We start from the raw sequence: 23,274 nt of genomic DNA, 5'->3' as shown, positions 1-23,274 counted from the left end.
GGAGGAGGAACGCATGAAAGGTATCATTCTGGCGGGCGGCTCTGGCACCCGCCTGCATCCGATTACGCGCGGCGTGTCGAAGCAGCTTCTGCCGATTTATGACAAGCCGATGATCTACTATCCGCTGTCGGTACTGATGCTGGCGGGTATCCGGGAAATCCTGATTATCACCACACCGGAAGATAAGCACTATTTTCAGCGTCTGCTGGGCGATGGTTCGGAGTTTGGCATTGAGTTGCAGTATGCCGAACAACCCAGCCCGGATGGGCTGGCGCAGGCCTTTATCATTGGCGAAACATTCCTTAACGGCGAGCCGTCCTGTCTTGTACTGGGCGACAATATCTTCTTTGGTCAGGGTTTCAGCCCGAAATTGCGTCATGTGGCGGCGCGAACCGAAGGGGCGACCGTTTTTGGTTATCAGGTTATGGACCCGGAACGTTTTGGCGTCGTGGAGTTCGACGACAATTTTCGCGCAGTCTCGCTGGAAGAAAAACCGAAACAGCCGAAATCAAACTGGGCGGTGACCGGTCTCTATTTTTACGACAGCAAGGTAGTAGAGTACGCGAAGCGCGTGAAGCCTTCCGAGCGCGGTGAGCTGGAGATTACGTCCATTAATCAGATGTACCTTAATGACGGCAAGCTGACGGTTGAGTTGCTCGGTCGCGGCTTTGCGTGGCTGGATACCGGCACCCATGACAGCCTGATTGAAGCGAGCACGTTTGTGCAGACGGTTGAAAAACGCCAGGGCTTCAAAATTGCCTGTCTGGAAGAGATCGCCTGGCGCAACGGCTGGCTGGATGACGAGGGCGTAAAACGCGCCGCCAGTTCTTTAGCGAAAACCGGCTACGGCCAATATTTACTGGAGTTACTCCGTGCCCGTCCGCGCCAGTATTGAACCATTAACGTGGGAAAATACGTTCTTTGGCGTCAATAGCGCCATTGTTCGCGTGAACGCTGCCGCGCCGGTGTTAACGCCAGAGGCATTGCAACCCTGGTCGCGCGTGCAGGCGAAAATTTCTGCTGCGTGCACGGATGAATTAGATGCGCTGCAACAGTTGGGGTTTTCGCTGGTAGAAGGCGAAGTCGACCTCAGCCTGCCGGTCGCTGGCGTTGAACGTATTTCTGGCGTGGAAATTGCACAAATTGCCGATATTCCCGCGTTACGTCAACAGGCGTCCGCCGCGTTTGCGCAAAGCCGTTTCCGCGCACCGTGGTATGCGGCGGACGCCAGCGCCCGTTTTTATGCTCAGTGGATTGAAAATGCCGTGCGTGGCACCTTCGATCACCAGTGTCTGGTTATCCGGGCGGCGAATAACGATATTCGCGGGTTTGTCTCGCTGCGCGAACTGAACGACACCGATGCGCGCATCGGCCTGCTGGCCGGGCGTGGCGCAGGAGCAGAATTAATGCAGGCGGCGCTCGCGTGGGCGCAGTCTCGCGGGAAGACGACATTGCGGGTGGCGACCCAGATGGGCAACACCGCCGCGCTTAAACGTTATATACAGAGCGGTGGCAACGTAGAAAGCACCGCGTACTGGTTATACAGGTGACAAAATGATTCCATTTAACGCGCCGCCGGTGGTGGGAACCGAACTCGATTACATGCAGTCAGCGCTGGGAAGCGGCAAACTTTGCGGAGATGGCGGCTTTACGCGCCGTTGCCAGCAGTGGCTGGAGCAACGTTTTGGCAGCGCTAAAGTGTTGCTGACGCCATCCTGTACGGCGTCACTTGAAATGGCGGCATTGCTGCTGGACATCCAGCCGGGCGATGAAGTCATTATGCCAAGCTACACCTTCGTTTCTACCGCCAACGCCTTTGTGCTGCGCGGGGCGAAAATCATTTTCGTCGATATTCGCCCGGATACCATGAACATTGATGAAACGCTGATTGAAGCGGCGATTACCGACAAGACGCGCGTCATTGTCCCGGTGCATTACGCGGGCGTCGCCTGCGAAATGGACACCATTATGGCGATTGCGAAGCGTCATAATCTGTTTGTGGTGGAAGATGCCGCGCAGGGCGTGATGTCGACCTGGAAAGGCCGTGCGCTGGGGACGATTGGTCATATCGGTTGCTTCAGTTTTCACGAAACCAAAAACTACACGGCAGGTGGTGAAGGCGGCGCGACGCTGATTAACGACCGTTCCCTGATTGAACGTGCGGAAATCATCCGTGAAAAAGGCACCAATCGCAGCCAGTTCTTCCGGGGACAGGTGGATAAATACACCTGGCGGGATATCGGCTCCAGCTATCTGATGTCCGATCTCCAGGCGGCGTATCTGTGGGCGCAGCTGGAAGCGGCCGATCGCATCAATCAACAGCGTCTGGCGCTGTGGCAGACCTACTATGACGCACTGGCGCCGCTGGCGCGCGCAGGACGTATTGACCTGCCCTCTATCCCGGACGACTGTAGGCACAACGCGCATATGTTTTATATCAAGTTGCGGGATATTACCGATCGCAGCGCGCTGATCAACTTCCTGAAAGAAGCGGAAATCATGGCGGTGTTCCATTACATCCCGCTACATGATTGTCCGGCAGGCGACAAGTTTGGCGAGTTCCGTGGCGAAGATCGGTACACCACCAAAGAGAGCGAGCGCCTGCTGCGCTTGCCGCTGTTTTATAATCTGTCTCCCGTTAATCAGCGAACGGTGATTTCGACCTTGCTGAACTATTTCTCCTGATATGTCGCTTGCGAAAGCGTCCCTGTGGACGGCCGCCAGTACGCTGGTGAAAATTGGCGCAGGCTTACTGGTCGTAAAACTGCTGGCGGTGTCGTTTGGCCCTGCGGGCGTCGGCCAGGCGGGTAACTTCCGCCAGATGGTGACCGTGCTCGGCGTGCTGGCCGGGGCCGGGATATTTAACGGGGTGACGAAGTATGTCGCTCAGCATCATGATAACCCTGCCCGGTTGCGTAACGTGGTGGGCACTTCATCCGCAATGGTGCTGGGGTTCTCCACGCTACTGGCGCTGGTCTTCGTGCTGGCGGCGGCCCCCATTAGCCAGGGGCTGTTTGGGCATAGCCACTACCAGGGGCTGGTGCGTTTAGTGGCGCTGGTGCAGATGGGGATCGCCTGGGCGAACCTGCTGCTGGCGCTGATGAAAGGGTTTCGTGACGCTGCCGGGAATGCGCTGTCGCTGATTGTGGGGAGCCTGGTGGGAGTTGTTGCCTACTATGGCTGCTACCGTCTGGGCGGCTATGAAGGTGCGCTGCTGGGTCTGGCGCTGGTGCCTGCGCTGGTGGTGATCCCGGCGGCGATTATGTTGATTAAACGCGGCGCGATCCCGCTTAGCTACCTGAAACCGTCGTGGGATAAAGGGCTTGCCGGACAGCTCAGCAAATTTACGCTGATGGCGCTGATTACGTCCGTCACGCTACCGGTGGCTTATGTGATGATGCGAAACCTGCTGGCGGCGCATTACAGCTGGGATGATGTTGGTATCTGGCAGGGCGTAAGCAGTATTTCCGATGCCTATCTACAATTTATTACCGCCTCGTTTAGCGTGTACTTATTGCCAACGCTGTCGCGTCTGACCGAAAAGCAGGCGATTACGCGCGAAGTGGTGAAATCGCTGAAATTTGTTCTGCCTGCGGTGGCGGCGGCGAGTTTTACGGTCTGGTTGCTGCGCGATTTCGCCATCTGGCTGCTCTTTTCCGCCAAATTCACCGCCATGCGCGATCTGTTCGCCTGGCAACTGGTGGGCGATGTGCTGAAAGTGGGCGCGTACGTTTTTGGCTATCTGGTGATCGCAAAAGCGTCGCTGCGGTTTTATATTCTGGCTGAGATTAGCCAGTTCATTTTGTTGACGGCATTCGCTCATTGGCTGATCCCCGCGCATGGCGCGCTGGGGGCGGCACAGGCGTATATGGCCACTTATGTGGTCTATTTCTCTCTCTGTTGTGGCGTGTTTTTACTCTGGCGTAGGCGGGCATGACTGTACTGATTCACGTACTGGGATCGGATATCCCTCACCATAATCAAACCGTGCTGCGGTTTTTCAATGATGCGCTGGCCGCGACAAGCGAGCATGCGCGCGTGTTTATGGTTGCAGGTCAGGATGCGGGGCTCAGGGAAAGCTGCCCGGCTCTGTCGCTGAGTTTCTACGCCGGGAAAAAAACGCTGGCTGAGGCGGTCATCGCCAAAGCGAAAGCCAATCGCCAGCAACGTTTCTTCTTCCACGGTCAGTTCAATACCAGCCTGTGGCTGGCGCTGCTAAGTGGCGGAATCAAACCTGAGCAGTTTTACTGGCACATCTGGGGCGCGGATCTGTATGAAGTTTCCCGTGGGCTGAAATTCCGTCTGTTTTACCCCGTTCGCCGCATGGCGCAAAATCGAGTGGGCTGTGTGTTCGCTACTCGTGGCGATTTGAGCTATTTCGCCCGTCAGCACCCGCGTGTGCGTGGTGAACTGCTCTATTTCCCGACGCGAATGGACTCTTCGCTTAATAACATGGCAAACGATCGTCCGCGTGAAGGGAAAATGACGGTTCTGGTGGGTAACTCCGGCGATCGCAGTAACGAACATATTGCGGCGTTACGCGCGGTGTATCAGCAGTTCGGCGACACGGTAAATGTGATCGTGCCGATGGGCTATCCGGCCAATAACGACGCGTACATTGATGAAGTCCGTCAGGCGGGACTGGTGCTGTTCAGTGCGGAAAATTTACACATCCTCAGCGAAAAACTGGAATTCGATGCCTATCTGGCGCTGCTTCGCCAGTGCGACCTCGGGTATTTCATCTTTGCCCGTCAGCAGGGAATCGGCACGTTGTGCCTGCTTATCCAGGCGGGTGTCCCGTGCGTGCTTAACCGTGAGAACCCGTTCTGGCAGGATATGGCGGAGCAGCATCTGCCCGTGTTGTTCACGACGGACGTGCTTAATGAAGGCGTGGTTCGTGAGGCGCAGCGGCAGCTGGCGTCCGTGGATAAAAGCGGGATCACCTTCTTTAGCCCAAATTACCTTGAACCGTGGCATAACGCGTTACGCATTGCCGCAGGAGAAGCCGCATGAGCCTGATGCAATTTAGCGGGTTACTGGTCGTCTGGCTGCTCTCTACGCTGTTTATCGCCACGTTGACCTGGTTTGAGTTTCGCCGCGTGCGCTTTAACTTCAATGTATTCTTTTCATTGCTGTTTTTGCTGACCTTTTTCTTCGGCTTCCCGTTGACCAGCGTGCTGGTGTTCCGCTTTGACGTCGGCGTGGCGCCGCCGGAAATCCTGTTGCAGGCGTTATTGTCCGCCGCGTGTTTTTATGCCGTTTATTACGTAACCTATAAAACCCGCTTACGTAAACGTGTGACGGATGTGCCGCGCAAGCCGCTATTTACCATGAACCGGGTGGAGACTCACCTTACCTGGGTCATGCTGATGGGGATTGCACTGGTGAGCGTTGGCATCTTCTTTATGCACAATGGGTTCCTGCTGTTCCGGCTGCACTCTTACAGCCAGATCTTCTCCAGCGAAGTCTCCGGCGTGGCATTGAAACGCTTCTTCTACTTCTTTATTCCGGCGATGCTGGTGATCTACTTCCTGCGCCAGGACAGTAAAGCGTGGCTGTTTTTCCTGGTGAGTACCGTTGCGTTTGGCCTGCTGACCTACATGATTGTTGGCGGCACGCGCGCTAACATCATTATCGCGTTTGCCATCTTCCTGTTTATCGGCATTATTCGTGGCTGGATCTCGCTGTGGATGCTGGTGGCGGCGGGTGTGCTGGGAATTGTCGGGATGTTCTGGCTGGCGCTGAAGCGCTATGGGCTGAACGTGAGCGGCGATGAGGCGTTTTACACTTTCCTGTATCTGACCCGCGATACCTTCTCGCCGTGGGAGAACCTGGCGCTGCTGTTGCAAAACTACGACAACATCGATTTCCAGGGACTGGCGCCGATCGTCCGTGATTTTTATGTCTTTATTCCTTCGTGGCTGTGGCCTGGACGTCCGGGCATTGTGCTGAATTCAGCCAACTACTTTACCTGGGAAGTGCTGAACAACCACTCTGGCCTCGCCATTTCCCCCACGCTGATTGGTTCGCTGGTGGTGATGGGCGGCGCGCTGTTTATCCCTCTGGGGGCGGTCGCGGTTGGGCTGATTATCAAATGGTTTGACTGGCTGTATGAGCTTGGCAACCGCGAGACGAATCGCTATAAGGCGGCGATTTTGCACAGTTTCTGCTTTGGCGCCATCTTCAATATGATTGTTCTGGCGCGAGAAGGGCTGGATTCTTTTGTCTCGCGAGTGGTCTTTTTCCTCGTGATTTTTGGTGCCTGCCTGCTGGTGGCAAAACTCTTGTTCTGGCTTTTCGATTGTGCCGGGTTGGTCCATCAACGGGCGAAACCGCAGCCGCAGACTCAGGTTGAAGGATAATAATGACGGATAACACGACAGCGCCGCTCTATTCACTTCGTGGATTGCAGCTGATTGGCTGGCGCGATATGCAACATGCGCTGAATTACCTGTTTGCCGATGGGCAAATGAAGCAGGGTACGCTGGTGGCGATCAATGCTGAGAAAATGCTGACCGCAGAAGATGACCCGGAAGTCAGGGCGTTGATTGATGCCGCCGAGTTTAAATATGCGGATGGCATTAGCGTCGTGCGCTCAGTGCGTAAGAAATTCCCCCAGGCGCAGGTTTCACGGGTGGCCGGGGCCGATCTCTGGGAAGAACTGATGGCGCGCGCCGGTAAAGAAGGGACGCCTGTTTTTCTGGTCGGCGGTAAGCCGGAGGTGCTGGCGCAGACGGAAGCAAAACTGCGGGCGCAGTGGAACGTCAATATTGTCGGTAGCCAGGACGGTTATTTTAAACCTGAGCAGCGCCAGGCGCTGTTTGAGCGCATCCATGCCAGCGGGGCGAAGATTGTGACCGTGGCGATGGGATCGCCGAAACAAGAAATCCTGATGCGCGACTGTCGGGTGATTCATCCTCAGGCCTTATATATGGGGGTGGGCGGCACCTACGATGTCTTTACCGGTCATGTGAAACGCGCGCCCAAAATGTGGCAGACGCTGGGGCTGGAGTGGCTGTATCGCCTGCTGTCTCAGCCGAGCCGTATCACCCGCCAGCTGCGTCTGTTGCGCTATCTCCGCTGGCATTACACCGGCAATCTCTGAACGCTGCTTTTCTTACGGGCAGCGCATTCTGCTTAATGCGTTGCCCGCCTCCCACATTTTTGTTCCTTTTTTACACAAAACATGCATTTTTTTAATGCTTCATTTGCCATTTTGCCAAATTTAAGAAACCATTCGCATCGCTTGATGTACCCATAACAATAACCGGCAACAACGCCGGAACGAGTGCAAACACGACAAGAGGATTTATGGCAGAGAAAAAACCGGAGCTACAGCGTGGGCTGGAAGCTCGTCATATCGAATTGATTGCCCTTGGGGGCACGATTGGCGTTGGGCTGTTTATGGGCGCCGCCAGTACGCTGAAATGGGCGGGGCCCTCCGTGCTGCTGGCGTATATCGTTGCCGGGCTGTTCGTCTTTTTCATCATGCGCTCAATGGGCGAAATGCTGTTCCTGGAGCCGGTTACTGGCTCATTCGCCGTTTATGCGCACCGTTACATGAGCCCCTTCTTTGGCTATCTCACCGCGTGGTCATACTGGTTTATGTGGATGGCGGTGGGGATATCGGAAATAACCGCTATCGGGGTATACGTGCAGTTCTGGTTCCCGGACATGGTGCAATGGATACCCGCCCTGATCGCCGTTGGGCTGGTGGCGCTGGCTAATCTGGCCGCCGTCCGTCTGTACGGCGAAATCGAGTTCTGGTTTGCGATGATCAAAGTCACCACCATCATTGTGATGATTGTGGTCGGACTGGGGGTGATTTTCTTTGGCTTTGGCAATGGCGGCCAGGCGATCGGTTTTGGCAACCTGACGGAACACGGCGGCTTCTTTGCCGGTGGCTGGAAAGGGTTCCTGACGGCGTTGTGTATTGTGGTCGCCTCCTATCAGGGCGTGGAGCTGATCGGCATTACCGCGGGTGAAGCGAAGAATCCGCAGGTTACGCTGCGCAGCGCGGTAGGCAAAGTTCTGTGGCGTATCCTGATTTTCTATGTAGGGGCGATTTTCGTTATCGTGACGATCTTCCCGTGGAACGAAATCGGCAGTAACGGCAGCCCGTTTGTACTCACTTTTGCCAAAATCGGGATTACCGCTGCGGCGGGCATTATTAACTTCGTGGTGCTGACCGCCGCGCTTTCCGGCTGTAACAGCGGCATGTATAGCTGCGGACGTATGCTGTATGCTCTGGCGAAAAACCGCCAGCTTCCGGCGGCGATGGCGAAAGTCTCCCGTCATGGCGTACCGGTCGCCGGGGTGGCGCTGTCGATCGCGATTCTGCTGATTGGCTCATGCCTGAACTACATTATTCCGAACCCGCAGCGGGTGTTTGTGTATGTCTACAGCGCCAGCGTATTGCCGGGTATGGTGCCGTGGTTCGTGATCCTGATTAGCCAGGTGCGTTTCCGTCGTGCTCATAAAGACGCGATGATCAGCCATCCTTTCCGTTCTATTATGTTCCCGTGGGCGAATTATTTGACGATGGCGTTCCTGGTTTGCGTTTTAATTGGTATGTACTTGAATGAAGATACTCGTATGTCGCTGTTTGTCGGCATCATCTTCCTGCTTGCCGTCACGCTCGTCTACAAGGTTTTCGGCCTGAATCGCGCCGGAACTGCCCACAAGGTGGGGGAATAAGCAGCAAAACGCGCAAAGCGTAACCAAACGCGCATTTTATTTAAAAAGGCACTAGACAGAGGGGTGGGAAGTCCGTATTATCCACCCCCGCAACGGCGCTAAGCGCCCGTAGCTCAGCTGGATAGAGCGCTGCCCTCCGGAGGCAGAGGTCTCAGGTTCGAATCCTGTCGGGCGCACCATTTACCCGGTGCTGGAGCTGCGGTGGTTTTAATACCGCGTAAAAGATTTCAGTGGTGGCTATAGCTCAGTTGGTAGAGCCCTGGATTGTGATTCCAGTTGTCGTGGGTTCGAATCCCATTAGCCACCCCATTATTAAAAGTTGTGAAATGCGAAGGTGGCGGAATTGGTAGACGCGCTAGCTTCAGGTGTTAGTGTCCTTACGGACGTGGGGGTTCAAGTCCCCCCCCTCGCACCACGACTTAAAGAGTTGAACTAAAAATTCAAAAAAAGCAGTACATCGGCGAGTAGCGCAGCTTGGTAGCGCAACTGGTTTGGGACCAGTGGGTCGGAGGTTCGAATCCTCTCTCGCCGACCAATTTTGAACCCCGCTTCGGCGGGGTTTTTTGTTTTCACCTCTTCTTCCTCTTCTTTCCCGATCCCCCTGTATCGCTGTCGCAATGTTGAGACATTCCAGGCTTCTGTTGTCGCTATCTGGTGACATCTAACATCATGATTTATCAACAATTATTGGTATTGCGTGTTATTTGTCTCCGTTCAGAGACAAAGAGGGGATTTTTATGGCGAAGAAGGCTGGCAGAAACCGCCGCAGAGCCGCGAATGGCCTGATACGTTAAAAAGTCTGAATCCTTATTTTTGGCGGTGCAATCCTGGCATGCAATGTGCAATAATATCCCTGTAGATGCTCATTCCATCTCTTATGTTCGCCTTGGTGCCTCATAAACTCAGGAATGATGCAGAGCCGTTTACGGTGCTTATCGTCCACAGACAGATGTCGCTTACGCCTCATCAAACACCATGGACATAACGTTGAGTGAAGCACCCATTTATGTTGTCATACAGACCTGTTTTGACGCCTGCTCATTTGAGCAGGCGTTTTTTTATGGGGAAGCGGGAGAGAACTGCCGGATGGAGGCTTCGCTTTATCCGGCCTACGGTGACCTGGCAGGCCCGGTAAGCGTAGCGCCACCGGGCAATGGGAAATTACTGCGGAGGATTGTTCTGCAAGGTCAGCATAAGACCGTCGCGGCGCATGGTGGCCGCTTCTTCCGGCTGATGCAACCGGTCCAGCGCATCGGCGAGCCAGGCGTAGTCGTAGGCGTCAGGGCGTTGCTTGAGCGCGGCGCGGAAAGCGAACGTAGCCTCCTGCCATTCGCCATGCTTCATCAACGACTGACCCAGCGTGCTCCACAGTAGCGGGCGATCGCCAACGGTTTTAATCTGCTGGCGCAGCACTTTTTCCAGCTGCTCCGGGTTGTTGGTTTTCAGGCGCGGGATCGGCAGAACCAGGCGGTCGTCATACTGGCGCTTCAGGCCGTCGATGATGATCTGCTGCGCCATATCGTGATCGTCACACTCAATCAGATGTTCTGCCATTGCCACTTGCAGCGGAACCTGGTGGCGAGTTTTACGGCTCTGGTTCTTCCACCATTCGCGTAATCCTTCGCTGCCCTGATCGGCTCGCGCCTGATCCATCAGCCCAATCCAGGCCTGCTGTTCCAGCATGGCGCGATGTTCTTCATCGCCGACGTTGGCCTTCGCCATTGACGGGATGATGTCCAGCAGCGAACTCCATGCTCCGGTGCGGATGTAAGCCTGTTCCGCCAGGCGCAGCACTTCTGGATGACGCGGGGTAACTTCCAGCAGTTTATCCACGCCGTGACGCGCCGCATGATTCTCGTTGCGCGCCAGTTGCAGACGTACGCGGGCGATCTCCACTGGAATCGTGTCATTGCCCGCCAGTTCAGCGGCACGTTCCAGATGCTGATTAGCGCGCGCTTCGTCACCACGCTGCTGCGCGGCTTCGGCGGCCAGCAGATAGTTCACCACCGGCTGTTCAGCGTGATCGGCATTCTTCGCCATCAGCTTCTCAACCTGCTGGTAATCGCCTTCCGCCAGCTTAAGCAGCGCCTGTTCGGTCTGCTTACGTGCGCGGCGGCGTTTACGCCCGACAAACCAGCCGCGAGTGTGCGCGCCGGTGCGGAAAACGCGTCGCAGCAGCCACTCAATGGCGAACAGAATGACCATCATAACGATCAGGATGATCACCAGCCCCGTTACGCTGGTCTCAATGTTGTAATTATCGGTCTGGATCAGAACATAGCCCTGATGACCGGCGATCATTGGGCCTATGACGATACCGGCGATCAACAACACAAAGAGCAATAATACTTTCAGCATCATTATTCTCCTTGCGGCGCGGCTGCCGGTGCTTCTGCCTGCGGAGCAGGGGCCTGAGCCGCTTCGGTCGTGGCTGCCGCCGGTTGCGCCAGCAGGTTACGCACGCGAGTCTGCATCAGTTTTTCAAGAATCGGCTGGCTCTGTAACGTCTCCGGCACGTCCATCGTGATGCTCTGTTGACTCAGTTTATCCACGTCATCAAGAAACGCTTTGGTCGTTGCGTCGTCGGTGTCGTAGTACGCGCGTACCCAGGTGGAGACATTATCCAGCGCCTGACGGTAAGTCTCTTCCTGATGACGCGGCACGGCTTGCGCCGCCACTAACAGGCGGGAGCGGATGTTTTCACGTAAGTAAACGTCCTGGTTCGGCGCCAGCAGCGGGACGGCGGTGTCATCACGACGGCGAATAGTAATAAAGCTGTCCATAAAGTTCTGCCAGCTTTTTTGCAGGTTAACGCGCCATTCGCTGATCGAGCTGGACAGCTCGCTGCTGTCGGAGTCCATTGGCGAATCGTCGGTGTCGTTATCGGCCAGACGCAGGTTATCAATCTGGTTAGAGAGCTGGTTCACTTTGAGGATAATGCCGTCGTAGTCCACCTGCGCCACCGCCGACAGGCTGGCAATATCATCGGTAATGGCGCGGCGCGCGGCGATCAGACTGGGGTCGTTCATGTCCGCCAGGCTGGCATCCGCGCTTTTGAGCAGCGCCGCAGCGGTGGTGACATCCTGATCGCTCCACAATTTACGTCCGGCGAGTTTGACCAGAAAATCAGATTGCGCCAGCAGCCAGGTTTTGGCGTCGCTGCCGGAGATCGTCGCGACTTTCTGTTGCACTTCATCCAGCTGTTTCGCCAGCGCGGCCTGTTGGCGATTTGCATCATCCAGTTGCGTCGCCTGCTGTTTGATAATGCCTTCCAGCTCCGCTTTTTGGCTTTCCTGGGCTTTTTGCAGCGCCGTAAGTTGGTTAACCAGCGCATCGCTGGTGGCCGTTTGTTTAACGGCCTGCTGCTTTCCCCAGCCATACAGACCGACGCCCGCGGCCAGGGCAATGGCGATTGCCACCGCACTCAATACCAGCGCGGCGCCGTTCTTACTCTTCTTTTCTGCATTGACTGGCTGCGGCGTGGTTTCCACGGCCTCCCTGGTCTCTTCAACCACGGCGGAGGATTTTTCTTGTTCCGTCATTATGGCATCCCATTATGAGAGTTATTGTAATGCGCGCAGTAGCGCATCGTTGTCGGCGTTATCAGCGACCTTAATATCTTGCCAGCCCAGTTCCCAGGCGAGGTGCGCCAGACGCTCACTGACGACCAGCAGCCGACAGCGTAGTAACCAGTGCTCACGATACCACTGCGGGATCAGCGACCAGAGCTGTTGCAGCATTTCACCGCTGGTGACAACAATCGTCGTCACGCCGCGAGAGTGCCAGCGCATCGCCTCTTCCGCGCCATCGTAATGTTTTGCACTGCGTTGATAACATTCACAAAAGGTGACTTCAGTGCCGCGTTCTGTGAGGGTTTTGCCTAACAGTTCACGCCCGCCGTTGCCCCGTAAAATAAGCGCTCGTTTTCCCGCAATATTTTGTAATTCAGGTAATTGTAGCAAGACTTCGCTGATTTCCCGATCCAGAGGATAGCGAATATCGCATCCGCTAACGGTATGCAACGCCAGCGCCGTTGTGCGCCCGATGGCGAAGTAGCGTGGTTGCACAGGCCAGTCCAGCCCCTGCTGTTGCAGTTGGGCGTGGGCAAAGGCGACGGCGTGTTGCGAGAGGGCGAACACCAGATCGTTGTCCGTGAGCGCCGCCAGGCGATCGGCAAGCGTTACCAGTTCCCGGCCCGGCGTAAACTCAATAAGCGGAAAACTCCAGGCCACCTGCCCCAGTGTGCGCAGACGGCTCACTAACTCTTCCCCGGAGGGAGACGGGCGGGTGACCAGAATACTCATGCGGGCGCTTCTCCGTTATAAACCTCGGTCAGAATCGCGCGGGCACCGTTTTCCAACAGCTCTTCCGCCAGGGAAATGCCCATTTGCGCGGCGTTCTGCGGCAATCCACGACGTTCTCCGCGAATCATCAGCGAACCATCAGGCGCGCCAACCAGCGCACGCAGCCAGACTTCACCATCAATGATTTCAGCATAGCTGCCAATCGGCACCTGACAGCCCCCTTCCAGGCGGGTGTTCATGGCGCGTTCGGCTTTTACACGTAGCGCGGTTTCTTCATGATTCAGCGGCGCTAACAGTGCCTGAGTACGTGCGTCATCCAGTCGGCATTCAATGCCCACTGCGCCTTGCCCTACGGCAGGGAGAGAGATTTCGGGAGGCAGCGCGGTGCGAATACGCGACGTCAGACCTAACCGTTTTAACCCGGCAACCGCCAGGATAATTGCATCATAATCGCCGTTATCGAGCTTGCTCAGGCGTGTGCCGACGTTGCCGCGCAGCGAGCGGATGACGAGATCCGGGCGACGCTCGGCCAACTGGCACTGGCGACGCAAACTTGATGTGCCGACGATGCTGCCTGCGGGCAGTTCATCCAGATTGTTGTATTGGTTCGAGACGAAAGCATCGCGTGGATCTTCGCGTTCGCAAATCGTGACCAGGCCAAGCCCTTGCGGGAATTCTACCGGCACATCTTTCATCGAATGCACGGCGATATCGGCGCGCTTTTCCAGCAGCGCGACTTCCAGCTCTTTTACAAACAAGCCCTTACCGCCCACTTTTGCCAGAGGGGTGTCCAGAATCACGTCGCCGCGCGTCACCATCGGCACCAGTTCCACGACCAGTCCCGGATGCTGTGCTATCAACGCGTCTTTGACATAATGTGCCTGCCAGAGCGCAAGGGGGCTTTGGCGTGTGGCAATTCTTAAAACATTGTCTAACATGCTTGTTACCGTCATTATCGTCCGTGGACCATCCTAACATCCTTACAAGTGGGATGTCAGTGTTACGGTCAAAGGTGAGTAAGAGGATCAGGCGCGGCGTCGCGACTGGCAGTGAATAATGACGAGAAACCGCCTGACCGTATTAAGGAATTTACACGCAGCTAACGGTGCTACACTTGTATGTAGTGCATCTTTCTTTACGGTCAATGAGCAAGGTGTTAAATTGATCACGTTTTAGACCATTTTTTCGTCTTTACCCCTTAATGGGGAGAAGGATGAAAAAGGTAACGGTTATTTTTGACATACGGTTTATCCCGAATGGTTTGGTTGTCCGCACTCGCGATGGCAATCAGACGCATGACGGGTAGCAACATCAGGCGATACGTCTTGTACCTCTATATTGAGACTTTGAAACAGAGACTGGATGCCATCAATCAATTGCGTGTGGATCGCGCGCTTGCTGCCATGGGCCCTGCCTTCCAGCAGGTATACAGTCTGCTGCCGACATTATTGCACTACCATAATCCGCTGATGCCGGGTTACCTCGACGGTAACGTTCCCAAGGGCATATGCTTTTACACGCCTGATGAAACCCAACGCCACTACCTGAATGAACTTGAACTGTACCGGGGTATGTCCCCGCAGGACCCGCTGAAAGGCGAGCTGCCGATCACCGGCGTGTACTCAATGGGCAGTACATCTTCAGTAGGGCAAAGCTGTTCTTCTGACCTGGATATCTGGGTCTGCCACCAGTCCTGGCTTGATAGCGAAGAGCGCCAGTTGCTGCAACGTAAATGCAGCCTGCTGGAAAGCTGGGCCGCTTCGCTGGGCGTGGAAGTCAGCTTCTTCCTGATCGACGAAAACCGTTTCCGCCATAATGAAAGCGGCAGTCTGGGTGGTGAAGACTGCGGCTCGACGCAGCACATCCTGCTGCTCGACGAATTTTATCGCACCGCTGTGCGTCTGGCCGGTAAGCGTATTCTGTGGAATATGGTGCCGTGCGACGAAGAAGAGCATTACGACGACTACGTCATGACGCTTTACGCGCAGGGTGTCCTCACGCCAAACGAATGGCTGGACCTGGGCGGATTAAGCTCGCTCTCCGCCGAAGAGTACTTTGGCGCCAGCCTCTGGCAGTTGTACAAGAGTATCGATTCCCCGTACAAAGCGGTGCTGAAAACGCTGCTGCTGGAAGCTTACTCCTGGGAATATCCCAACCCGCGCCTGTTGGCGAAAGACATTAAACAGCGCCTGCATGATGGCGAGATCGTTTCGTTTGGTCTCGACCCGTATTGCATGATGCTGGAACGCGTGACCGAATACCTCACGGCTATCGAAGATCCGACGCGTCTTGATTTAGTCCGTCGATGTTTCTACTTAAAAGTGTGTGAGAAACTGAGCCGCGAACGCGCCTGCGTTGGCTGGCGTCGTGAAGTGTTAAGTCAGTTAGTGAACGAGTGGGGATGGGACGACGCCCGTCTGACAATGCTCGACAACCGGGCGAACTGGAAGATCGATCAGGTACGCGAAGCGCATAACGAACTGCTCGACGCCATGATGCAGAGCTATCGTAATCTGATCCGTTTTGCCCGCCGTAACAATCTCAGCGTTAGCGCCAGCCCGCAGGATATTGGCGTGCTGACGCGTAAACTGTATGCCGCATTTGAAGCCCTGCCGGGCAAAGTGACGCTGGTGAACCCGCAGATTTCACCGGATCTCTCCGAACCGAACCTGACCTTTATCCATGTGCCGCCGGGCCGGGCCAACCGTTCTGGCTGGTATCTCTACAACCGTGCGCCGAACATGGATTCGATCATCAGTCATCAGCCGCTGGAATATAACCGCTACCTGAACAAACTGGTGGCGTGGGCCTGGTTTAACGGTTTGCTGACGTCGCGTACCCACCTGTTTATTAAGGGCAACGGCATTGTGGATCTGCCTAAGTTGCAGGAGATGGTGGCCGATGTGTCGCACCATTTCCCGCTGCGTTTGCCTGCGCCAACGCCGAAAGCGCTCTACAGTCCGTGTGAAATTCGCCACCTGGCGATTATCGTTAACCTTGAATATGACCCGACGGCGGCGTTCCGCAATCAGGTGGTGCATTTTGATTTCCGTAAGCTGGATGTCTTCAGCTTTGGCGAAGAGCAAAACTGCCTGGTCGGCAGTGTCGACCTGTTGTATCGCAACTCGTGGAACGAAGTGCGTACCCTGCACTTCAACGGCGAACAGGCGATGATTGAAGCGCTGAAAACGATTCTCGGCAAAATGCACCAGGATGCCGCGCCGCCGGACAGCGTGGAAGTGTTCTGCTATAGCCAGCATCTGCGCGGCCTGATCCGCACCCGCGTACAGCAACTGGTCTCCGAGTGCATTGAACTGCGCCTCTCCAGCACCCGCCAGGAAACCGGACGTTTTAAAGCGCTGCGCGTTTCGGGTCAAACCTGGGGGCTGTTCTTCGAGCGCCTGAATGTTTCGGTGCAGAAACTGGAAAACGCCATTGAGTTTTACGGCGCGATTTCGCACAACAAACTTCACGGACTTTCCGTTCAGGTTGAGACCAACCATGTGAAATTACCGTCGGTGGTGGATGGGTTCGCCAGCGAAGGGATCATCCAGTTCTTCTTTGAAGAAACCGGCGATGAGAAAGGCTTTAATATTTATATTCTGGACGAGAGTAACCGGGCGGAAGTGTATCACCACTGCGAAGGCAGCAAAGAAGAGCTGGTACGCGACGTGAGCCGCTTCTATTCGTCGTCGCACGATCGCTTCACCTACGGCTCCAGCTTCATCAACTTCAACCTGCCGCAGTTCTACCAGATTGTGAATACCGACGGTCGCGAGCAGGTCATTCCGTTCCGTACCCAGCCCATCAGCGCCGTGCCACCGGCAAACCAGGACAACGACGCGCCGCTGTTGCAGCAGTATTTCTCGTGAACATGATGCCGGATGGCGGTGTTACAAATGACGCGAGATACGTAGGCCGGATAAGCACAGCGCCATCCGGCAATAAAACTTAGCGGAAGCTCACCGCTTCTCCAGCCTGTTGTGTCGCGGCCTGCTCCAGCAGATCCCAGAAGGTTTCGCCGCTGCGATCGCAAATCCATTCGTCGCCTTTCAGGTCAAAATGGTAGCCGCCCTGTTTGGTCGCCAGCCATACCTGGTGCAGCGGCTCCTGACGGTTGATGATGATTTTGCTGCCGTTCTCAAAGGTAATGGTTAGCACGCCGCCGTTGATTTCGCAGTCGATATCGCTGTCGCCGTCCCAGTCGTCCAGACGTTCTTCAATGGTCATCCACAGGGTGTCTGCGAGGCGATGAAATTCACTGTCGTTCATTGTTGTTTCCCGTTTTTTACGTGATGGCGGCAGTATAACCTGGAAGAATTCATGATGCAGTTTTCAGCCAACTCTTGCTTTTACGTCTTCTCCTGCGATGATAGAAAACAGAAAGCATGAACTTACAGGCAATCCATAATGAAAAATGTGTTTCAGGCACTCGCTGTACTTCTCACTCTGTTCAGCCTGACCGGCTGCGGTCTGAAAGGCCCGCTCTATTTTCCACCTGCTGACAAAAACGCGCCGCCGCCGACGCATGAGGTTGATTCGCAAATCCAATCGACGACGCCCGATCAAAACGATCGCGCTACGGGAGACGGCCCTTCTCAGGTGAACTATTGACGGTACGTTTCTGTCCCCGCGTAAATGGAGTGAATGATGCAATTCTCTAAAATGCATGGCCTTGGCAACGATTTTATGGTCGTCGACGCGGTAACGCAGAATGTCTTTTTCTCGCCGGAGTTGATCCGCCGCCTGTCAGACAGGCATCTGGGCGTGGGGTTCGACCAGCTTCTGGTTGTCGAGCCTCCTTACGATCCTGAACTGGATTTTCATTACCGCATCTTCAACGCCGATGGCAGCGAAGTGTCGCAGTGCGGTAACGGCGCCCGCTGCTTTGCGCGGTTTGTGCGTCTGAAAGGGCTGACCAATAAGCGCGATATCCGCGTCAGCACGGCCAATGGCCGGATGGTGCTGAGCGTCACTGATGATGAGCTGGTGCGGGTGAACATGGGTGAGCCAAACTTTGAACCCGCGCAGGTTCCTTTTCGCGCCAACAAAGCGGAAAAGACCTATATTATGCGAGCGGCCGAGCAGACAATATTGTGCGGCGTGGTTTCAATGGGGAACCCGCACTGCGTGATTCAGGTCGATAATATCGACACGGCGGCAGTCGAAACGCTGGGACCGGTTCTGGAAAGCCATGAACGTTTTCCAGAACGAGCGAATATTGGGTTTATGCAGGTTGTGAAGCGCGAGCATATCCGATTACGCGTTTATGAACGTGGGGCAGGAGAAACTCAGGCCTGCGGCAGCGGCGCATGCGCCGCCGTTGCGGTGGGCATTCAGCAGGGTTTGCTGGCAGAAGAAGTACGCGTGGAATTACCTGGCGGTCGCCTTGATATCGCCTGGAAAGGCCCGGGTCATCCGTTGTATATGACTGGCCCGGCGGCACATGTCTACGACGGATTTATTCATCTATGAAGCAACCAGGGGAAGAACTACAGGAAACACAGATGGAACTGGACGACCGGGCGGTCGTCGATTATCTACTGCGTAACCCTGAGTTTTTTATCCGTAATGCGCGCGCCGTTGAGGCGATGCGCGTTCCTCATCCCGTGCGGGGGACGGTGTCGCTTGTTGAGTGGCACATGGCCCGCGCCCGGAATCATATCCATGTTCTTGAAGAGAATATGACGCTGCTAATGGAACAGGCGAATGCCAACGAAAGCCTGTTCTACCGTCTGCTGCATTTGCAGGGACGGCTGGTTTCCGCCAGTAGCCTGGATGAAATGCTGATGCGTTTTCATCGCTGGGCGCGGGAGCTGGGGCTGGCGGGCGCGACTATCCGGCTGTTTCCCGATCGCTGGCGACTCGGTGCGCCGTCGAATCATACCCATCTGGCGTTAAGCCGTCAGGCCTTTGAACCGCTGCGTATCCAGCGTCTGGGGCAGGCGCAACACTATCTTGGCCCATTGAATGGCCCGGAACTGCTGGTGGTGCTGCCTGAAGCCAAAGCGATTGGTTCGGTGGCGATGTCGATGCTGGGGCGCGATGGCGATCTGGGGGTCATACTCTTCAGTAGCCGCGATGTGCATCATTACCAGCAGGGGCAGGGGACACAGTTACTGCAAGAAATCGCCTTGATGTTGCCGGAACTGCTGGAGCGCTGGATTGAACGTGTATGACCGAATTATCGCTTTCTCAGGACGTTGCGCGCTTCTTGCGTTACCTGGGCGTAGAACGGCTACTTAGCCCCATTACGCTACTGAACTATCAGCGTCAGCTTGATGCCATTATCGTTTTAGCCGGAGAAACCGGTCTGCAAAGCTGGCAACAATGTGACGCTGCGATGGTGCGCGCTTTCGCGGTACGCAGCCGCCGTAAAGGGTTAGGGCCCGCCAGCCTGGCGTTGCGCCTCTCTGCTTTACGCAGTTTCTTTGACTGGCTGGTGAGCCAGGGTGAACTCAACGCTAATCCGGCGAAAGGCGTCTCTGCGCCGAAAGCGCCTCGCCACCTGCCGAAAAATATCGACGTGGATGATATTAACCGACTGCTGGATATCGACCTTAACGATCCGCTTGCCGTGCGCGATCGGGCGATGCTGGAGGTGATGTACGGCGCGGGGTTGCGTTTGTCTGAACTGGTAGGGTTAGACATCAAACACCTCGATCTCGATACGGGTGAAGTGTGGGTGATGGGGAAGGGCAGCAAAGAACGGCGTCTGCCCATTGGCCGCAATGCGGTGGCGTGGATTGAGCATTGGCTGGATCTGCGCGGCCTGTTCAGCAGCGATGACGATGCGCTGTTTCTCTCGAAGCTCGGGAAACGGATCTCCGCGCGCAATGTACAAAAACGGTTTGCGGAGTGGGGCATTAAGCAAGGGCTGAACAGCCATGTCCATCCGCATAAACTGCGTCACTCGTTCGCGACCCATATGCTGGAGTCGAGCGGCGACCTGCGCGGCGTGCAGGAGCTGTTAGGCCATGCCAATTTGTCTACCACGCAAATCTATACTCATCTTGATTTTCAACACCTGGCCTCGGTGTACGATGCGGCGCATCCACGCGCCAAACGGGGGAAATAATGCGTTTTTACCGGCCTTTGGGACACATCTCAGCACTCACGTTCGATCTGGATGACACCCTTTATGATAACCGTCCGGTTATCCTGCGCACCGAGCAGGAAGCGCTCACCTTTGTGCAAAACTACCATCCTGCGCTGCGTACATTGCAGAATGCCGATCTGTATCGCCTGCGTCAGGCGGTACGCGAAGCAGAGCCGGAAATTTATCATGATGTGACGCGATGGCGTCATCGCGCCGTGGAGCGCGCCATGCTGGAAGCGGGCCTGTCGGCGGAAGAGGCAATGGCGGGGGCGAACGCCGCGATGATCAATTTCGCAAAGTGGCGCAGCCGTATCGATGTTCCACAAGTGACGCATGACACGCTGAAGCGGCTTGCAAAAAAATGGCCGCTGGTGGCCATTACTAACGGCAATGCGCAGCCGGAACTGTTTGGGCTGGGCGATTACTTCGAATTTGTGCTGCGCGCGGGCCCGGACGGGCGCTCTAAACCGTTCAGCGACATGTACTCTCTGGCGGCGGAGAAGCTCAACATGCCGATCGGCGAGATCCTCCACGTCGGCGACGATCTGACGACCGATGTCGCCGGGGCGATCCGCTGTGGAATGCAGGCCTGCTGGATCAAACCGGAAAATGCCGACCTGATGCAGACCACTGACAGCCGTTTACTGCCGCATATCGAAATTTCACGGTTGGCATCTTTGACCTCGCTGATATAATCACCAGCAGTATTGTATATATACCCAGCTTTTTGGCGGATGGCGCTGCGCTTATCCGCCCAACACACTTTTACGCGGCGGTGCCAATGGACGTTTCTTACCTGCTCGAAAGCCTTAATGATAAACAGCGCGAAGCGGTGGCTGCGCCACGTAGCAACATGCTGGTGCTGGCGGGAGCGGGGAGCGGCAAAACCCGCGTGCTGGTTCACCGTATCGCCTGGCTGCTGAGCGTAGAGAATAATTCGCCCTATTCCATTATGGCCGTTACCTTCACCAATAAGGCGGCGGCGGAAATGCGCCACCGTATCGGTCAGTTAATGGGAACCACGCAGGGCGGGATGTGGGTCGGCACCTTCCACGGTCTGGCGCACCGTCTGCTGCGCGCGCACCATATGGACGCCAACCTGCCGCAGGATTTCCAGATCCTCGACAGCGAAGATCAGCTGCGCCTGCTCAAGCGCCTTATTAAAGCGATGAACCTTGACGAGAAGCAGTGGCCGCCGCGTCAGGCGATGTGGTACATCAACAGCCAGAAAGACGAGGGGCTGCGTCCGCACCATATTCAGAGCTACGGCAACCCGGTGGAGCAGACCTGGCAGAAGGTTTACCAGGCCTATCAGGAAGCGTGCGATCGCGCAGGGCTGGTGGACTTTGCCGAACTGCTGCTGCGCGCGCATGAACTGTGGCTCAACAAGCCGCATATCCTTCAGCACTACCGCGAACGTTTTACCAATATCCTGGTGGACGAATTCCAGGATACCAACAACATCCAGTATGCGTGGATCCGTCTGCTGGCAGGCGATACCGGCAAAGTGATGATCGTCGGCGATGATGACCAGTCTATTTACGGCTGGCGCGGGGCGCAGGTGGAGAACATCCAGCGTTTCCTCAAGGATTTCCCGGGCGCGGAAACCATTCGTCTGGAGCAGAATTACCGCTCGACCAGCAACATCCTCAGTGCGGCGAATACCCTGATTGAAAACAACAATGGCCGTCTGGGGAAAAAGCTGTGGACCGATGGCATTGATGGCGAACCGATTTCACTGTATTGCGCGTTTAATGAGCTGGATGAGGCGCGTTTTGTCGTTAACCGCATCAAAACCTGGCAGGACAACGGCGGGGCGCTGGAACAGTGTGCCATTCTCTATCGCAGCAACGCCCAGTCGCGCGTGCTGGAAGAGGCGCTGTTGCAGGCCAGTATGCCGTACCGTATTTATGGCGGTATGCGCTTCTTCGAACGTCAGGAAATTAAAGATGCGCTCTCCTATCTGCGCCTGATCGCCAATCGTAATGATGATGCGGCGTTTGAGCGCGTGGTGAACACCCCGACGCGCGGTATTGGCGATCGCACGCTGGACGTTGTGCGCCAGACCTCGCGCGACCGTCAGTTAACCTTGTGGCAGGCGTGCCGCGAGCTGTTGCAGGAGAAAGCGCTGGCTGGCCGCGCCGCAAGCGCCCTGCAACGCTTTATCGAGCTAATTGACGCGCTGGCGCAGGAAACGGCAGATATGCCGCTGCATGTTCAGACCGATCGGGTGATTAAAGACTCGGGTCTGCGCATGATGTACGAGCAGGAAAAAGGCGAGAAAGGCCAGACGCGTATTGAGAACTTAGAAGAACTGGTGACGGCGACGCGCCAGTTCAGCTACAACGAAGAAGATGAAGACCTGATGCCGTTGCAGGCGTTTCTCTCTCACGCCGCGCTGGAAGCGGGCGAAGGGCAGGCGGATACGTGGCAGGATGCGGTTCAACTGATGACCTTGCACTCGGCGAAAGGGCTGGAGTTTCCGCAGGTGTTCATCGTCGGCATGGAAGAGGGGATGTTCCCCAGCCAGATGTCGCTGGATGAAGGCGGGCGCCTTGAAGAAGAGCGTCGCCTGGCCTACGTCGGCGTAACCCGCGCGATGCAGAAGCTGACGTTGACCTATGCGGAAACTCGCCGTCTGTATGGCAAAGAGGTCTACCACCGCCCGTCGCGCTTTATCGGCGAATTGCCGGAAGACTGTGTGGAAGAAGTGCGGCTGCGTGCCACGGTCAGTCGTCCGGTGAGTCACCAGCGGATGGGAACCCCGATGGCGGAAAACGACACCGGGTACAAGCTGGGACAGCGCGTGCGTCACCCGAAATTCGGTGAAGGCACGATCGTCAATCTGGAAGGCAGCGGTGAACATACCCGGTTGCAAATCGCGTTTCAGGGGCAGGGCATTAAATGGTTTGTTGCTTCTTATGTTCAATTCGAAAATGCGTAACTTTCAGAAAAATATCATTATTTTGTAATAATCTGCTAGCCTTATACGCTGAAGGGCAATAATTGTTCTTCAGCGTTTCGTTGCGTGTTGACGTCAAATTTTTGCTGGCGTAACATGCGCGCACGATTACGCTAAGAGGACATTCGCCTTGGACACACCCAGTAGATGCTGGCTCATTATCCTGTCATTCAGGATCAACTCCTAAGGCTATCCCTTTTTGCTGATAGCCT

Annotated in this window: 21 protein-coding genes and 4 tRNA genes; 20 read left to right on the top strand and 5 right to left on the bottom strand. The window is 55.7% G+C overall.

Annotated features, from left to right (window positions below):
* The first annotated feature begins 13 nt into the window (after positions 1 to 13).
* From rfbA to OGV67_RS04585, 12 genes are all read left to right on the top strand, one after another.
* The gene (gene rfbA / locus OGV67_RS04640; protein ID WP_012131139.1) at positions 14 to 895 is read left to right on the top strand and encodes a glucose-1-phosphate thymidylyltransferase RfbA; all 882 of its coding nucleotides are present in this window, start codon (positions 14 to 16) and stop codon (positions 893 to 895) included.
* On the top strand, positions 873 to 1,550 hold the full coding sequence (gene rffC, locus OGV67_RS04635) for a dTDP-4-amino-4,6-dideoxy-D-galactose acyltransferase (RefSeq protein ID WP_115615298.1): 678 nt from the start codon (positions 873 to 875) through the stop codon (positions 1,548 to 1,550). Before rfbA ends, rffC begins: the two co-directional genes overlap by 23 nt.
* Positions 1,551 to 1,554: 4 nt before the next feature.
* Positions 1,555 to 2,685, top strand: coding sequence for a dTDP-4-amino-4,6-dideoxygalactose transaminase (gene rffA, locus OGV67_RS04630; RefSeq protein WP_049009039.1), 1,131 nt, complete (start codon positions 1,555 to 1,557; stop codon positions 2,683 to 2,685).
* A gap of 1 nt (position 2,686) precedes the next feature.
* Positions 2,687 to 3,937: a lipid III flippase WzxE gene (gene wzxE / locus OGV67_RS04625; RefSeq protein WP_060816125.1), complete on the top strand. Its 1,251-nt coding sequence runs from the start codon at positions 2,687 to 2,689 to the stop codon at positions 3,935 to 3,937.
* Positions 3,934 to 5,013, top strand: a complete 1,080-nt coding sequence (locus OGV67_RS04620) for a TDP-N-acetylfucosamine:lipid II N-acetylfucosaminyltransferase (protein WP_115615297.1) — start codon at positions 3,934 to 3,936, stop codon at positions 5,011 to 5,013. Before wzxE ends, OGV67_RS04620 begins: the two co-directional genes overlap by 4 nt.
* Positions 5,010 to 6,362 carry an ECA oligosaccharide polymerase gene (wzyE, locus tag OGV67_RS04615; protein ID WP_012131144.1) on the top strand — a complete coding sequence of 451 codons (1,353 nt, stop codon included), beginning with the start codon at positions 5,010 to 5,012 and terminating at the stop codon, positions 6,360 to 6,362. Before OGV67_RS04620 ends, wzyE begins: the two co-directional genes overlap by 4 nt.
* 2 nt (positions 6,363 to 6,364) lie before the next feature.
* Positions 6,365 to 7,105, top strand: coding sequence for a lipopolysaccharide N-acetylmannosaminouronosyltransferase (gene wecG, locus OGV67_RS04610; RefSeq protein WP_012131145.1), 741 nt, complete (start codon positions 6,365 to 6,367; stop codon positions 7,103 to 7,105).
* 206 nt (positions 7,106 to 7,311) lie between these two features.
* The gene (thrP, locus tag OGV67_RS04605; protein WP_115615296.1) at positions 7,312 to 8,697 is read left to right on the top strand and encodes a bifunctional threonine/serine APC transporter ThrP; all 1,386 of its coding nucleotides are present in this window, start codon (positions 7,312 to 7,314) and stop codon (positions 8,695 to 8,697) included.
* Positions 8,698 to 8,799: 102 nt separating this feature from the next.
* Positions 8,800 to 8,876 (top strand) — tRNA-Arg (locus OGV67_RS04600).
* 54 nt (positions 8,877 to 8,930) lie between these two features.
* A tRNA-His gene (locus tag OGV67_RS04595) sits at positions 8,931 to 9,006 on the top strand.
* A gap of 19 nt (positions 9,007 to 9,025) precedes the next feature.
* Positions 9,026 to 9,112, top strand: a tRNA-Leu gene (locus tag OGV67_RS04590).
* A 43-nt stretch (positions 9,113 to 9,155) separates the two neighbouring features.
* Positions 9,156 to 9,232: transfer RNA gene (locus OGV67_RS04585), tRNA-Pro, on the top strand.
* 626 nt (positions 9,233 to 9,858) lie between these two features.
* On the opposite strand, the gene hemY is transcribed toward OGV67_RS04585, so the two are convergent.
* Genes hemY through hemC form a run of 4 tightly spaced genes read right to left on the bottom strand, consistent with a single transcriptional unit; the run spans position 9,859 to position 13,939 of the window.
* A complete protein-coding gene (gene hemY, locus OGV67_RS04580; RefSeq protein ID WP_047460000.1) occupies positions 9,859 to 11,055 on the bottom strand; it encodes a protoheme IX biogenesis protein HemY in 1,197 nt (398 codons plus the stop codon).
* Positions 11,056 to 11,057: 2 nt separating this feature from the next.
* Positions 11,058 to 12,239 carry a uroporphyrinogen-III C-methyltransferase gene (gene hemX / locus OGV67_RS04575; protein ID WP_012131148.1) on the bottom strand — a complete coding sequence of 394 codons (1,182 nt, stop codon included), beginning with the start codon at positions 12,237 to 12,239 and terminating at the stop codon, positions 11,058 to 11,060.
* Positions 12,240 to 12,260: 21 nt separating this feature from the next.
* Positions 12,261 to 13,001 (bottom strand): uroporphyrinogen-III synthase, encoded by a 741-nt coding sequence (hemD, locus tag OGV67_RS04570; protein ID WP_115615295.1) that lies wholly within the window; start codon positions 12,999 to 13,001, stop codon positions 12,261 to 12,263.
* Positions 12,998 to 13,939, bottom strand: coding sequence for a hydroxymethylbilane synthase (gene hemC / locus OGV67_RS04565; protein ID WP_147294139.1), 942 nt, complete (start codon positions 13,937 to 13,939; stop codon positions 12,998 to 13,000). The genes hemD and hemC overlap by 4 nt, the downstream gene beginning before the upstream one ends.
* A gap of 387 nt (positions 13,940 to 14,326) precedes the next feature.
* Here hemC and cyaA point away from each other — a divergent pair, with 387 nt between their 5' ends.
* Positions 14,327 to 16,873, top strand: a complete 2,547-nt coding sequence (gene cyaA / locus OGV67_RS04560; protein ID WP_115615293.1) for a class I adenylate cyclase — start codon at positions 14,327 to 14,329, stop codon at positions 16,871 to 16,873.
* A 79-nt stretch (positions 16,874 to 16,952) separates the two neighbouring features.
* On the opposite strand, the gene cyaY is transcribed toward cyaA, so the two are convergent.
* Entirely contained in the window at positions 16,953 to 17,273 is a 321-nt protein-coding gene (gene cyaY / locus OGV67_RS04555; protein WP_047459992.1) for an iron donor protein CyaY, read from the bottom strand.
* A gap of 138 nt (positions 17,274 to 17,411) precedes the next feature.
* On the opposite strand from cyaY, the gene lptM reads away from it, so the two are divergent.
* From lptM to ysgD, 7 genes are all read left to right on the top strand, one after another.
* Positions 17,412 to 17,615: an LPS translocon maturation chaperone LptM gene (lptM, locus tag OGV67_RS04550; protein ID WP_012131153.1), complete on the top strand. Its 204-nt coding sequence runs from the start codon at positions 17,412 to 17,414 to the stop codon at positions 17,613 to 17,615.
* A gap of 36 nt (positions 17,616 to 17,651) precedes the next feature.
* The gene (gene dapF / locus OGV67_RS04545; protein ID WP_024130100.1) at positions 17,652 to 18,476 is read left to right on the top strand and encodes a diaminopimelate epimerase; all 825 of its coding nucleotides are present in this window, start codon (positions 17,652 to 17,654) and stop codon (positions 18,474 to 18,476) included.
* The gene (locus tag OGV67_RS04540; RefSeq protein WP_012131155.1) at positions 18,473 to 19,180 is read left to right on the top strand and encodes a DUF484 domain-containing protein; all 708 of its coding nucleotides are present in this window, start codon (positions 18,473 to 18,475) and stop codon (positions 19,178 to 19,180) included. The genes dapF and OGV67_RS04540 overlap by 4 nt, the downstream gene beginning before the upstream one ends.
* Complete coding sequence (xerC, locus tag OGV67_RS04535) at positions 19,177 to 20,079, top strand: tyrosine recombinase XerC (protein ID WP_286465001.1); 903 nt, start codon at positions 19,177 to 19,179, stop codon at positions 20,077 to 20,079. The genes OGV67_RS04540 and xerC overlap by 4 nt, the downstream gene beginning before the upstream one ends.
* Positions 20,079 to 20,795 carry a 5-amino-6-(5-phospho-D-ribitylamino)uracil phosphatase YigB gene (gene yigB, locus OGV67_RS04530; RefSeq protein WP_012131157.1) on the top strand — a complete coding sequence of 239 codons (717 nt, stop codon included), beginning with the start codon at positions 20,079 to 20,081 and terminating at the stop codon, positions 20,793 to 20,795. Before xerC ends, yigB begins: the two co-directional genes overlap by 1 nt.
* 86 nt (positions 20,796 to 20,881) lie before the next feature.
* Positions 20,882 to 23,044, top strand: a complete 2,163-nt coding sequence (gene uvrD / locus OGV67_RS04525; protein ID WP_012131158.1) for a DNA helicase II — start codon at positions 20,882 to 20,884, stop codon at positions 23,042 to 23,044.
* A 148-nt stretch (positions 23,045 to 23,192) separates the two neighbouring features.
* On the top strand, positions 23,193 to 23,249 hold the full coding sequence (ysgD, locus tag OGV67_RS04520) for a YsgD/CorL family protein (protein WP_213164972.1): 57 nt from the start codon (positions 23,193 to 23,195) through the stop codon (positions 23,247 to 23,249).
* Positions 23,250 to 23,274: the final 25 nt, after the last annotated feature.

The sequence above is a fragment of the Citrobacter sp. CK188 genome, assembly GCF_030333525.1.
Classification (GTDB): domain Bacteria; phylum Pseudomonadota; class Gammaproteobacteria; order Enterobacterales; family Enterobacteriaceae; genus Citrobacter_B; species Citrobacter_B koseri.
This window is presented reverse-complemented; position numbering and strand designations above follow the sequence as displayed.

Bases quoted from the DNA above. Each gene is read 5' to 3' on its own strand.
- OGV67_RS04620 (WP_115615297.1), top strand. From the start codon at position 3,934: ATGACTGTACTGATTCACGTACTGGGATCGGATATCCCTCACCATAAT.
- hemC (WP_147294139.1), bottom strand. From the start codon at position 13,939: ATGTTAGACAATGTTTTAAGAATTGCCACACGCCAAAGCCCCCTTGCG.
- lptM (WP_012131153.1), top strand. From the start codon at position 17,412: ATGAAAAATGTGTTTCAGGCACTCGCTGTACTTCTCACTCTGTTCAGC.
- OGV67_RS04540 (WP_012131155.1), top strand. From the start codon at position 18,473: ATGAAGCAACCAGGGGAAGAACTACAGGAAACACAGATGGAACTGGAC.
- uvrD (WP_012131158.1), top strand. From the start codon at position 20,882: ATGGACGTTTCTTACCTGCTCGAAAGCCTTAATGATAAACAGCGCGAA.
- rffA (WP_049009039.1), top strand. From the start codon at position 1,555: ATGATTCCATTTAACGCGCCGCCGGTGGTGGGAACCGAACTCGATTAC.
- hemD (WP_115615295.1), bottom strand. From the start codon at position 13,001: ATGAGTATTCTGGTCACCCGCCCGTCTCCCTCCGGGGAAGAGTTAGTG.
- yigB (WP_012131157.1), top strand. From the start codon at position 20,079: ATGCGTTTTTACCGGCCTTTGGGACACATCTCAGCACTCACGTTCGAT.
- hemX (WP_012131148.1), bottom strand. From the start codon at position 12,239: ATGACGGAACAAGAAAAATCCTCCGCCGTGGTTGAAGAGACCAGGGAG.
- dapF (WP_024130100.1), top strand. From the start codon at position 17,652: ATGCAATTCTCTAAAATGCATGGCCTTGGCAACGATTTTATGGTCGTC.
- wzyE (WP_012131144.1), top strand. From the start codon at position 5,010: ATGAGCCTGATGCAATTTAGCGGGTTACTGGTCGTCTGGCTGCTCTCT.
- wzxE (WP_060816125.1), top strand. From the start codon at position 2,687: ATGTCGCTTGCGAAAGCGTCCCTGTGGACGGCCGCCAGTACGCTGGTG.
- rfbA (WP_012131139.1), top strand. From the start codon at position 14: ATGAAAGGTATCATTCTGGCGGGCGGCTCTGGCACCCGCCTGCATCCG.
- cyaY (WP_047459992.1), bottom strand. From the start codon at position 17,273: ATGAACGACAGTGAATTTCATCGCCTCGCAGACACCCTGTGGATGACC.
- thrP (WP_115615296.1), top strand. From the start codon at position 7,312: ATGGCAGAGAAAAAACCGGAGCTACAGCGTGGGCTGGAAGCTCGTCAT.
- hemY (WP_047460000.1), bottom strand. From the start codon at position 11,055: ATGCTGAAAGTATTATTGCTCTTTGTGTTGTTGATCGCCGGTATCGTC.
- xerC (WP_286465001.1), top strand. From the start codon at position 19,177: ATGACCGAATTATCGCTTTCTCAGGACGTTGCGCGCTTCTTGCGTTAC.
- wecG (WP_012131145.1), top strand. From the start codon at position 6,365: ATGACGGATAACACGACAGCGCCGCTCTATTCACTTCGTGGATTGCAG.